The sequence below is a fragment of the Bacillus sp. IBL03825 genome, assembly GCF_024712505.1.
GTDB lineage: Bacteria > Bacillota > Bacilli > Bacillales > Bacillaceae_G > Bacillus_A > Bacillus_A wiedmannii.
Genome location: NZ_JAMXKE010000001.1, coordinates 1,905,494 through 1,917,239 on the forward strand (window position 1 = coordinate 1,905,494; position 11,746 = coordinate 1,917,239).

13 protein-coding genes and 1 pseudogene are annotated in these 11,746 nt (G+C 34.2%); 12 read left to right on the forward strand and 2 right to left on the reverse strand.

Going from position 1 to position 11,746, the window contains the following annotated elements:
- The gene (locus tag NHG49_RS09890) at positions 1-924 is read left to right on the forward strand and encodes a CobW family GTP-binding protein (protein WP_064476367.1); all 924 of its coding nucleotides are present in this window, start codon (positions 1-3) and stop codon (positions 922-924) included.
- Positions 925-1,024: 100 nt separating this feature from the next.
- Here NHG49_RS09890 and NHG49_RS09895 read toward each other — a convergent pair whose 3' ends face one another.
- A complete protein-coding gene (locus tag NHG49_RS09895) occupies positions 1,025-2,020 on the reverse strand; it encodes an S-layer homology domain-containing protein (protein WP_149174108.1) in 996 nt (331 codons plus the stop codon).
- A 233-nt stretch (positions 2,021-2,253) separates the two neighbouring features.
- On the opposite strand from NHG49_RS09895, the pseudogene NHG49_RS09900 reads away from it, so the two are divergent.
- The 6 genes and pseudogenes from NHG49_RS09900 to NHG49_RS09925 all read left to right on the forward strand — a co-directional run.
- A pseudogene (locus tag NHG49_RS09900) lies at positions 2,254-2,703 on the forward strand (3-oxoacyl-[acyl-carrier-protein] synthase III C-terminal domain-containing protein); the annotation flags it as partial.
- 181 nt (positions 2,704-2,884) lie between these two features.
- Positions 2,885-4,102 carry a substrate-binding domain-containing protein gene (locus NHG49_RS09905; protein WP_149174107.1) on the forward strand — a complete coding sequence of 406 codons (1,218 nt, stop codon included), beginning with the start codon at positions 2,885-2,887 and terminating at the stop codon, positions 4,100-4,102.
- 90 nt (positions 4,103-4,192) lie between these two features.
- On the forward strand, positions 4,193-4,966 hold the full coding sequence (locus tag NHG49_RS09910) for an ABC transporter ATP-binding protein (RefSeq protein ID WP_240368853.1): 774 nt from the start codon (positions 4,193-4,195) through the stop codon (positions 4,964-4,966).
- Positions 4,944-5,645 carry a branched-chain amino acid ABC transporter ATP-binding protein gene (locus NHG49_RS09915; protein WP_064476363.1) on the forward strand — a complete coding sequence of 234 codons (702 nt, stop codon included), beginning with the start codon at positions 4,944-4,946 and terminating at the stop codon, positions 5,643-5,645. The genes NHG49_RS09910 and NHG49_RS09915 overlap by 23 nt, the downstream gene beginning before the upstream one ends.
- A 21-nt stretch (positions 5,646-5,666) precedes the next feature.
- Positions 5,667-6,527 carry a branched-chain amino acid ABC transporter permease gene (locus NHG49_RS09920; RefSeq protein WP_149174105.1) on the forward strand — a complete coding sequence of 287 codons (861 nt, stop codon included), beginning with the start codon at positions 5,667-5,669 and terminating at the stop codon, positions 6,525-6,527.
- 49 nt (positions 6,528-6,576) lie between these two features.
- Entirely contained in the window at positions 6,577-7,530 is a 954-nt protein-coding gene (locus NHG49_RS09925) for a branched-chain amino acid ABC transporter permease (protein WP_064476679.1), read from the forward strand.
- 92 nt (positions 7,531-7,622) lie between these two features.
- On the opposite strand, the gene NHG49_RS09930 is transcribed toward NHG49_RS09925, so the two are convergent.
- Entirely contained in the window at positions 7,623-8,411 is a 789-nt protein-coding gene (locus NHG49_RS09930) for a LysR family transcriptional regulator (protein WP_064476361.1), read from the reverse strand.
- Positions 8,412-8,531: 120 nt separating this feature from the next.
- Between NHG49_RS09930 and NHG49_RS09935 the strand changes: the two genes are divergently transcribed.
- From NHG49_RS09935 to NHG49_RS09955, 5 genes are all read left to right on the forward strand, one after another.
- Positions 8,532-9,080 (forward strand): DUF4865 family protein, encoded by a 549-nt coding sequence (locus NHG49_RS09935; RefSeq protein ID WP_064476360.1) that lies wholly within the window; start codon positions 8,532-8,534, stop codon positions 9,078-9,080.
- A gap of 41 nt (positions 9,081-9,121) precedes the next feature.
- A complete protein-coding gene (locus tag NHG49_RS09940; RefSeq protein ID WP_064476359.1) occupies positions 9,122-9,529 on the forward strand; it encodes a tautomerase family protein in 408 nt (135 codons plus the stop codon).
- A gap of 8 nt (positions 9,530-9,537) precedes the next feature.
- The gene (locus tag NHG49_RS09945) at positions 9,538-9,858 is read left to right on the forward strand and encodes a carboxymuconolactone decarboxylase family protein (RefSeq protein WP_064476358.1); all 321 of its coding nucleotides are present in this window, start codon (positions 9,538-9,540) and stop codon (positions 9,856-9,858) included.
- 154 nt (positions 9,859-10,012) lie between these two features.
- Entirely contained in the window at positions 10,013-10,456 is a 444-nt protein-coding gene (locus NHG49_RS09950; protein ID WP_001205523.1) for a MarR family winged helix-turn-helix transcriptional regulator, read from the forward strand.
- A gap of 83 nt (positions 10,457-10,539) precedes the next feature.
- Positions 10,540-11,595: an LLM class flavin-dependent oxidoreductase gene (locus tag NHG49_RS09955; RefSeq protein ID WP_064476357.1), complete on the forward strand. Its 1,056-nt coding sequence runs from the start codon at positions 10,540-10,542 to the stop codon at positions 11,593-11,595.
- Positions 11,596-11,746 lie beyond the last annotated feature (151 nt).

The following is an 11,746-nucleotide window of genomic DNA, read 5'->3' on the forward strand; positions in this document are numbered from 1 at the left end:
ATGAAAAAAGTAGAAATTCATATATTAGGTGGCTTTTTAGGTAGCGGAAAATCAACATTATTACAAAATTTATTGTTAGCGGAGAAAAAGAAGAATAGAAAAGTTGCAGTATTAATGAATGAAATTGGTGAATACTCGGTAGATACGGATATTATTGGAAAAGAAAATGTGTTAAGAGAACTTCTGAAAGGATGTATTTGTTGTACGCTAAAAGAAGAGCTTGAAATACAATTACACTCGTTATATCAGCAAGAAAGACCAGATGTCATTTATATAGAAACGACAGGTGTTGCACATCCAATTGAAGTGTTAGATGCATGTGTATCACCCATTTTAGCACCTTTCTTAGAAGTGAAATCAATTGTAGTCGTTTTAGATGCAGTAAGATGGTTAAATCGAAGAGTATTAAGTGCAAACGTTCAGCAATTACTGCATGAGCAACTGAAGTTTGGTAGCCACATTTTAATTAATAAATCAGATTTACTAACAGATGCGGATAAGAACAAAGTAATTGAAGAAGTGAAAGCAATAAACAATCATGCGAAATTGTTTGAAACAAAATATTGTAATATATCTTTAGAAGACATAGAAGAAGCTGAATTTACGAATGATGGGGAACATGAGACACTACATGTCAAACAGCATTTACATATACAAACGATGACGTATCAATTTACGAAATCGATTGATCAAGATAAATTATACGAATGGCTTTCGAATGTACCAGATAGTATTTATCGCGTAAAAGGATTTGTGAAATTCCATGGAGATAAATACCCGCACCTATTCCAATATTCGTTCGGGGTACCGACTTTATTGGAACAAGACTTCGGTTTCCCAACGAACTTGGTAGTAATAGGAGAAGGGCTAGATAAGAAACAATTGGCTAAAGGATTAGAGAAAGTGGAACTTAATTCTAATTAAGATTAAAGGAGCTGCCCCACAAGTCGTTGAAACCGACTTGTGGGGCAGCCTTTTTATTTCTTATGAGAGCTACTTGTATTCATGTTAAATAGTCACTCTTTTAGTATTTTTGTTTTCCAAGATAAACATTTACACTAGTACTAGAGTCTCTACTAAATTCAATTTTGCGACCATCTAATTTTATTGTTCGAGAGCTTGTAGTAGGATTTTTAATTAGACTATACAGATAATCTGCTTTAGTTGGTAGTAGTGTATTTAGGATTTTTTTCACCGGCTCGTTTAATACAGGATCATCACTATGAATAGACATTCTATATGCGCTGTCATCATAGGGAGAAAAATTAAAATACATAATGCCATCATATGTTCGACCAGTTTTAGTATATACATAGTTATAATCTGTTTTTAAAAATCCAGAATCAATCAGTATATTCTCAATTTCTTTATACTTATCCTCATCTTTCGCAGGAATAGAATCAGGAACAAAATAAGGGTTTACATTAATTGCGTTATACATAAACGTTGCAAATTGTTCTCTTGTTACATTCATTTCTCCGCCGTATCGATAGTTTCCAATTCCTTTTGTAATTCCATTACTATACAATGAACGAACAGAGTCTGTTGCCCAAAAATTATTTGGAACATCATAGAAAAGGTCGTTTGTTTTTACAGGTAGATGAAACGCTTTTTGTAAGATAACAGCCATTTCGTATCGAGTTAATGTATCGTCTGGTCTAAACTTGTCAGTGCTATTGTCCCCTGTCATGAGTCCTTTTTGAGCAACTGCTTTAATATTGTTTTCAAACATATGCCCATGAATATCAGAGAAATGTTTAATTGTAGATCCAGTATTTTCTAATTTTAAGTATCTTGAAATAATCGCAGCTACTTGCCCACGAGTTACATTGTCCCCAAATCCAAATTTTCCGTTGCCATAGCCACTAATGACCTTTTGTTCAGTTAAGTAGTTAATCGAATCTTTAGACCAATGTTCCTTTGGTACATCAATGAAATGTTCAGTTTGTGCATGAGCATTCGTTGCACCAAATAGTGTGGCGGTAATTAAGCCTGTTGCAAGTACATGTTTAAAATTCATTATGATTCCTCCTAAGTATGTAAAACAATATCTTCTCACTTATATCAGTTCCTTTTAAGTGATAATCACTTATATATTATATTAGCATATTTTGTTTTTGTAAAATATGGATTTACCTTCGTAATGTTGTTTAAATATATGTGGTGTTATAAGAAGGAGGGGAGTGCAAAAAGGTTAACTGACGGGGGCGTTTATTCATTTTGATTAGGGATATGCTATAAAATTCTGATAAATTAACAGATGGTTCATTTCATGACGATGTTCGTATTCCAGCTGGTGGATCGAAGTAGGTTGCGAGCTATGATACAGTTGAGAATCGACAACATTATATTGATGTAATAGATCCTAATAGTATGAAAGAACGTCTAGACCGGGTTTCAATCCCTAATTTTGACAAGGTTATTAGGGAGGCGTTAAGAAAAAGTGGATGTACTCCTAAAGATATTAAAGTATTGTTACCACTGCATACAAAACGTTCCATGTTAATAGAATTGATACAGGGACTAGGGCTAGAAGAAGAACAAGTTGTATATTTAGATCATTATGGACATATGTCAGCGCTTGATCCTTGCATTGGTCTTCACTTTGCAAATGAACAGGGAAAATTACAGGCCGGAGATATTGCAGTAGTAGTTAGTGCCGGGACTGGGTATACATGGGCAGCGACTGTAATTAGGTGGTGAAAAATACTAGATGAATATATGATAAATGGAGGTATTTGGAAAGAGGCGGCGAATGTAAAGGTACTTCATTAAATTTTTCAAACAGCTGTGTTTGTATGATTCAAAGGAAAAGTCATAATTACGGATGGGTAACTTTGGCGTGTTTGACTCTATCAGAAAGTAAAGTATGGGGAGGATCACAATGTCGATAAAAAAACGTAAATGGCTAAGAATGGTGGCTACTGGTTGTGTGTTAGGTTCGTTATTAATAACGGCAGCTTGTTCAGGAAAGAAAACAAGTACTGAGGATGAAAAGACGATTAAGGTAGGGGTTCTTGCTTCATTAACAGGTCCATTAGAATCATATGGAAAACAAACAGTGAATGGATTTGAATTAGGGTTAGACTATGCGACGGATGGAACGGGGAAAGTGGAAGGGAAGAAGATTAAGTTTGTTGTAGAAGATACGGAAACGAAAGCAGAGGTAGCAGTTAAAAAAGCTACGAAATTATTAGAAGAAGAGAAAGTGGATTTTTTAGTCGGATCGTCTAGTTCAAGTGATACATTAGCGGTTTTACCACTAGCTGAAGAATATGAAAAAATAATGGTTGTAGAACCGGCAGTTGCTGATAGTATTACCGGAAAGAATTGGAATAAATATGTTTTTAGAACAGGAAGAAGCTCTTCGCAAGATGCGATTGCAGGAGCAGCTGCAATTGCAAAAAAAGATATAAAGATTGCGACGTTTGCCCCGGATAATGCATTTGGCCGTGAAGGGATTGCAGCGTTTAAAGCTGGAGCGAAGAAATTAGGTGCGAATATTGTAAACGAGCAATATGCAGATACAAATTCGACTGACTTCACTGCAAATATTCAAAATATCATTAGCTCAAAACCAGATTATTTATTTATCGTTTGGGCAGGGGCAAACTCACCTTGGAAACAGTTAAAAGATATGAATGTGGAAGCACAAGGTATTAAAATTTCTACAGGTGCACCAGATATACCGGCATTAAAAACGATGGATGCGTTAGTAGGAATGCAAGGTTTTTCTGTTTATTATCATACACTTCCGAAAAATAAGGTGAATGATTGGTTAGTTGAAGAACATAAAAAACGATTTAATGGTGCGGTGCCAGATTTATTTACAGCGGGTGGAATGTCAGCGGCAATTTCTATTGTAGAAGCTTTAAAGAAAACAAAAGGTGATACAGATGTAGATACATTGATTAAGAAAATGGAAGGAATGGAATTTGATACACCGAAAGGAAAGATGAAGTTTAGAGAAAAGGATCACCAAGCGATGCAGACACTGTATTCTATCAAATTGAAAAAGCAAGATGGTGTTGACTATCCGGTGCCAGTATTAGAGCGAGAATTAACGATGAAAGAGACAGAACCACCAGTTCAAAATAAATAAACTGAATTTTCCGTTGATTTTGTATAAAGAGGGGGACGCCCTCTTTATACGTATTTCTTTTGTACTTAAAGCTTTAAAAGGAGGGATTTCGTGACACATTTGCTAGAAACGAAAAATCTTTGCGTATCTTTTGGCGAGCATCATGTTATTAAAGATGTGAATGTAACAGTACAAAAAGGAAAGCTCATTTCCATTATTGGACCTAATGGTGCAGGAAAGACAACGTTATTTAATTTACTAAGTGGACAAATTTCTCCAACAAAGGGGGAAGTATATTTTAAAGGACGAGAGATTACAAAATTATCAATTTCGGATCGAACTCGATTAGGAATTGGTCGTTCTTTTCAACTTACAAATATATTCCCAGAGTTAACGGTACTTGAAAATGTTCGTTTAAGTGTTCAATCATTTGTGCAAGATTACTATAGTTTTTTTCCGAGTTCGGCAAAATTTAAGCAACAAGTGGGAGAGGCGAGACGTGTCTTAAAAACTGTATTACTTCAGGAAAAAGAACATGTATTAGCGAAAGATTTAGCGCATGGAGAAAAACGAAAGTTAGAGCTTGCAATGTTATTAGCTTTAAAAACAGATGTGTTACTACTTGATGAGCCGACGGCAGGTATATCAGTTGAGGAAGTACCGGCTATTTTACAAGTGATTGAAAATATTAAGAAACATCCAGAGAGTACAATTGTACTAATTGAACACAAAATGGATATGGTACTAGATTTGTCAGACCATCTTATCGTTTTATTCCATGGAGAGCTATTGGCTGAAGGTTTGCCCGAAGAGATTATGAAAGATGAGCGTGTACAAAGTGCTTATTTAGGGGGATTATATAGTGGCACTATTACAAGTGAATAATATAGAGACGTATTTAGATCAGTTTCATATTTTACAAGGCGTATCTCTTGCTGTTGAGAAAGGAACGATTACTGTACTGTTTGGAAGAAATGGGGCAGGGAAGACGACGACATTACGTTCGGTTATGGGATTTCACCATATCGCACATGGTGAAATTTATTATGATAGTACACAAGTAAATGGATTATCTACACATTTAATTTCAAGAAAAGGAATAGGGTATGTACCAGAAAATCAAGGTATTTTTCACGATTTGACAGTAGAAGAAACATTCGCTCTTGCTAGGGGTAAGGGAGAAGAAGCGGAAGAGAAAATTGAGTGGATGCTTGAACTATTTCCAGATTTAAAGCAGTTTTGGCACAAAAAAAGCGGACTATTAAGCGGAGGACAAAAGCAAATGCTAGCAATTTCAAGAGCATTTATTAATAGTGATGGTTTATTACTTATCGATGAGCCGAGTAAAGGCTTGTCCCCTATTATGATAGAAAAATTAATGATAGCCATTTTGAAAATGAAGAAGAAAACAACCGTTTTACTCGTTGAACAAAACTTTATGATGGCTAGTCAAATTGGTGATTACTTTTATATTATGGATAACGGAAAAATTGTTCATAACGGTTTTATGCATGAATTAAAAGAGGATAAGGAAATGTGTCACAAATATTTAGGAATCTCTTAACATGAATCCGAGGTGAGAAGGATGGATGTGTTAATCAATTTATTTGTAAATGGGATTTCAACAGGGATGCTCATTTTTTTATTAGCATCAGGTCTTTCACTGATTTTCGGTTTAATGAGCGTTCTAAACTTCGCACATGGTGGTTTATTTGCCTGGGGAGCGTTTACAGGTGTTTGGCTATTTAATATGACAGGTAGTTATGTATTAGCGTTAATTGGAGCAATTGCTATGGGAATGTTTCTTGGATTCATTTTAGAAAGATTCCTTATTAGACCGGTATATGGAAATCATGTTCGCCAGCTTCTTGTGACGCTTGGAGGAATGCTTGTACTTAGTGAATGTATTAAAGTATTTTGGGGGCCAAATCCAATTGGTGCTAAATTACCGTTATGGTTACAAGGTAGTTATACATTTGAAGGTATTATATTAATTAAATATCGTCTATTCGTAATTTTAATTGGGATCATCATTTATATTGCCTTACTATTATTGCTTAAAAAAACAAAGATAGGTCTAATGATCCGCGCAGGTGTAATGGATAAAGAAATGGTTCAAGCGCTCGGTATTAACGTAAAAGCGATATTTTCTTTCGTCTTTTTATTAGGAGCAGGGATGGCAGCGTTGGGAGGCTTCTTATTAGCGCCGTATTCAGGAGTTATTTTCGCCGAGATGGGTATGCAGTATGCGATTTTAGCTTTCATAGTAGTAATAATTGGAGGATTAGGAAGCGTACAAGGTTCAGCAATCGCATCTTTAATTGTCGGATTAGCTGGTGCTTTTACAGCGTATTTTATGCCGGATTTCTCACTTGCAATCAATATGTTAATGTTACTATTTTTCTTAATCGTGAAGCCAAATGGACTTGTTAGTGAAAAGGGGTGAAATGGTGAACAGCACTTCAAATCGAATTAAAGTATACTTCGGAGTATGTATGCTCATTTGTTTAAGTGTATTTCCATTCGTAAATGATTCACGGAGCTTGTTAATTTTGTTCACTCAAATCTTCATCTTTGCTATTTTTGCAATGAGTTTTGATGTATTGCTTGGATATACAGGAATTGTATCATTCGGTCATTGTATGTTCTTTGGAATAGGGGCATATGGCGTAGCACTTTTATTTGATCGGCAAGGAGTATCCATAACGAACTTTTTAATAGGGCTAGTAGCTGCAATTATCATTTCAGCAATTGTTAGTTATATAATCGGTTTGCTTTCGTTACGACTGAAAAGTCATTTTTATGCAATGTTAACACTTGCTATTTCACAGTTGTTTTTCGTACTTGCTGAAAAATGGCGTGGGCTCACTCACGGAGGGGACGGTTTTACATTTGGTGTACCAGACTTATTCCGTGATCGTTTTACGTTTTATTATGTAACACTTATATGTTTAATTGTCATTTTTATTCTGTTACGTCTTTTCACAAAATCTTCTATCGGAAAAGTATTAAAGGCAATTTCACAAAATGAACAACGTGTTGAAGCATTAGGATATAAAGTTCTTCATTATAAAATTATTGCTAGTATTGTTGCAGGAGTAGTTGCTACGATTAGCGGTGGTTTATTTGTTATCACACTACGCTTTGTTAATACAACTGTATTTTCAATTGAAATGACATTAAATGCATTATTGATGACAATGATTGGAGGCGTTGGAACGTTAATTGGAGCAATTGCTGGAGCTGGAATTATTGAATCACTGAAATATTATTTATCAGAACTAGCTACAGCGTATCCGATTTTTGAACGATGGACGATTATTCTTGGTTTATTGTACATTATCGTCTTGCTAGTTTTCCCGAAAGGATTAGTTGGAACGGTAAAGAGTTTGAAGAATATGAAACGGAATAAGAAGGAGAAAAGTGCAGAAGTGGAGCAAAATGTGTGAAAAATCAATTGTATAGAATATGAAAATCCCTCTTTTAGATTCGTAAAGGAGGGATTTTTATTGGTGTATGTAATTAGTTTATAGCTATTCTATTAATTAAATAGTTCATCAGGGATTTGTTTTAAAGAGTGTTGATTCGTAAAAAAATGAACAGCTAATTTCTCAATTGGAAAATCTTCAATTGGTACCAATGTATCATTTCTAATCGGCAAAAAGGCTATTCCTTTTCCATCCTGAATAAACTCTTCCATAAGCGAATAAGAATCTAATTGTTGAAGTTGACGCTGAGATAAATTATTTTCTTTTAAAAATTGTATTGTCTTATTTCTAAAAGGGCACCTTTTGTCATTACTAACGAAGAAGAGTTCCTTTGAATAGTCAATGGTAGGCGTTTCTTTCGCTTTTAATAAGCCTACAGAAATTGAAGCAGTAAATACTTTTTTAAAAGCTGCGTCGGGATCATCCTCGTAAGTAATGACCATATCAACTTTTTGTTGTTGCAGTAATTTTTGCAAATGACTACTATTTTCTACATATATTTGATAATTCCTGAAATTTTCTTTAATGCGCTTACTTACATAATTAGTCAAAATAGATTGTGACGTCGCGATTATATAAGAAGAACTACTCGTTTTAATTTTATCTTTCGCTTCTTCTACTAGAGTTAATATTTGATTCGTGTAGTCTAATAAAATATCACCAGAAGGTAACAAGGATACTCCTTTGTTATCTCTATGTAGTAAAGGCGTTTCTAATTCTTGTTCTAATTTTTTGATTCGCTCAGTTACGTTCGGTTGAACATATCCTAACTCTTTCGCAGCTTTACTAATAGAACCTTCGCTGGCTACAGTTTTGAATATAATAAGATCATTTATGTCCATATATCACAGCCCCTTATTTGATATCATTATAAATGATATCAAATATAATTTATACCTATTTTACGTTAGTCAATCATCGGTTTATCATTGTGTATATAAGATTGAAAGTGAGTGATAAACATGATTGGAATGCAATATAAGGTCATTTTGCCAAAGGATTATGACATAGAGATTATTAAAAAAAGGGTAAAGGATAATGGATATAAAACGGATGGTTTTCAAGAATTGAATTTCAAAGCATATTTAATTACTGAGACAGGTAAGGATGGGAATTTCTATAACTGTTATGCACCTTTATATATTTGGAATGGCCATGAAGGAATGAACAAATTTATCTTTGAAGGGTATTACGATAATATTTTACAATCTTTTGGGTGGCAACAAATAAATATAGGTGTTCCATTAGTTGTTAATCTAAGTGATGATTTTAAGAAAAGTAAATATGCTGTTGAATATGTAGGGAGTATTTCTCAAAGTAATTCACTGAGGGAGACTCAATTAAAAACTATGAATGAATGTGTACAAAATATAGAAAAGTGTTTAGGAAATGTAATGATTTATAATTCAGATAAATGGAGGTATAGTCAGTTAAGTTTTTATGAAGAAAAGCCTGAAATGGTAACAAATAAAGGTGTTACAGTATATGAGATTTTGCACATTTCACGATGAAAACTTGTTGAAGTTAAATTAGGAAAAAGGAATGAAAATGTATGCCTTTTGTGAACGTTTATTATCATGAAAATATATTAAATAAAGAAGAGTTGAAAAAGATAGGTGAATGTATTCATCTGTCATTAATTGAACATTTTAACATCCTTGAAAATGATTTTTTTCAAATGTTTTTACCTTATCAACAAAATCACTTTTTATATAATCCATATTATTTATTAGAAAGAGGAGAAAAGAGAACAGAGAAGATGATTTATGTTTCTATTACATGCGGACCGGGAAGAACGATAAAACAGAAAATGAATCTATATCAGTCGATATCCTTGAAGATTTCTGAATGTTCTAGTATAAAAAGTGCAGATATTTTTATTACGCTAAATGAGACATCTGCTGAAAATTGGTCATTTGGTCAAGGATTGACACAATTGGTAAAAGTGAAGGGAGAGTGAAATGATGAATGAATCAATCAATTAAATATTGTATTCAAGAGAGAATGAAAGAAATGGCACCTGCATTTGCTCATTATAGTGAAGAGATATTGTTCGAGGAAGTGTGGCGGGATGACACTTTAACATTAAGAGAAAGAAGTTTATGTACAGTGTCGGTATTAATCAGTCTTGGTCATACAGAACAATTACCATTTCATTTGCGACTGGCCAAACAAAATGGAATTGGAGAAAATGAAATGATCGCATTAATAACACATATGGCTTTTTATGTTGGTTGGCCCAAAGCAGTGGGAGCTTTAAATATAGCAATGAATGAAATGGAAAGTTAAGAATAACGATAAGAAAGAATTCATTTAAATATGAATTCTTTCTTATCGTTATTTATGCAATACTCTAATGAGATTATTTTTCACTTTTTCTCTTGCTTTTTTATCACTTGCGTAGTAAAGTGATAGTAAGATTCACGATAGGAAGTGATCAAACATGCGTGATAATACGATAGGGTCATTAATATGGTTACGCTTAATACGATTTACGAACCAAAGTAATCAGATGTCAAATGAGTTTTTAAAACGGTTTGATTTAACGACAGCTCAATTTGATGTGCTTTTGCAAATACGTACGTATCAGCCACTCACACAAATGGAGTTAGCTGAAAAGGTAACTGTTACACAAGGCGGTATTTCTCGAATGTTAACTCGTCTTGAAAAAGAAGGATATATTGTACGAAAACAAGATTGGAAAACGAAAACAATTAGTCTTACAGAGCAAGGGGAAGCAGCTTTAGAGAGAGCATTGCCAGAGCAACTTGCATTTCAATCATCGTTTTTTGATGATGTATTAAATGAAGAAGAGCAGAAAATATTATACGAGCTAATGACGAAAGTTCATAAGCATAGCGAAAAAAAAGAATTGCCGCAAGAGTAATTTTTTTTACAATATCAATTGACTAATCAAGTGAAAAATAATTGAAGAATATGAATACGACTGAATTAAAGGAGAGAGCAACTATGGAAAAATACCGTATGGATACAAGTAAAGGAATAGAGTTTGGATTATATTCAATTGGGGATCATGTTTTAAATCCGCATAATGGAGAGAAAATTAGTGCAGAACAAAGAATTCATGAATTAATTGAAACAGCTAAGTTAGCGGATGAAGCTGGACTTGATGTATTTGCTGTCGGTGAAAGTCATCAAACTCATTTTACAACGCAAGCTCATACAGTTATTTTAGGAGCTATTGCACAAGCTACGAAAAATATAAAAATTGCAAGTTCAGCAACGATAGTAAGCACATCTGATCCGGTACGAGTATATGAGGATTTTGCTACAATTGACTTGATTTCTAATGGACGTGCAGAAATCGTGGCTGGTCGTGGATCTCGTATTGGGGGATATAGTTTACTTGGTTATGACGTGAATGATTATGAAGAGTTATTTGAAGAGAAGATGGATCTTTTATTAAAAATTAATAACGAGGAACATGTAACATGGAACGGACAGTTCAGAGCGCCGCTTGCACATGCATCGGTGATTCCGAGAGCGAAGAATAATAACTTACCAATTTGGCGTGCAGTTGGTGGCCCGCCAGCTAGTGCGATTAAAGCAGGACGTGCGGGTGTACCTATGATGATAACAACACTAGGTGGTCCAGCTATTAACTTTAAAGGGTCAGTAGATGCTTACCGTGAGGCTGCGGCGCAAAGTGGATTTAATCCAGCAAGTTTGCCAGTTGCAACGACGAGTTTATTTTATACAGCAAAAAATTCACAAGATGCATTTAGTGAATACTATCCTCATATTAATGCTGGTATGCTTACACTGCGTGGTGGTGGGTATCCGAAGCAACAATTTACAAATGCAGTAGATTACCGTGACGCATTAATGGTTGGTAGCCCGCAACAAATTATTGAAAAAATGCTTTACCAATATGAATTGTTTGGACAACAACGTTTTATGGCACAAATTGATTTTGGTGGTGTACCACTTAATAAAATTGAGAAAAATATTGAATTAATTGCTACTGAAATTTTACCGGCTGTTAGAAAACATACAGCGAAATAATTTAAAAAATACCGAGAGTCTAATCGATTCTCGGTATTTTTTATGTATGAATTCAGTTTGAAAAAATGATAAAAAAATGAATTTTCAGTCTAGAAAGAGGGAGGGGATTTTCTATTTTCGAATAACAATATTTTGTGTTTGAATTTTAAAA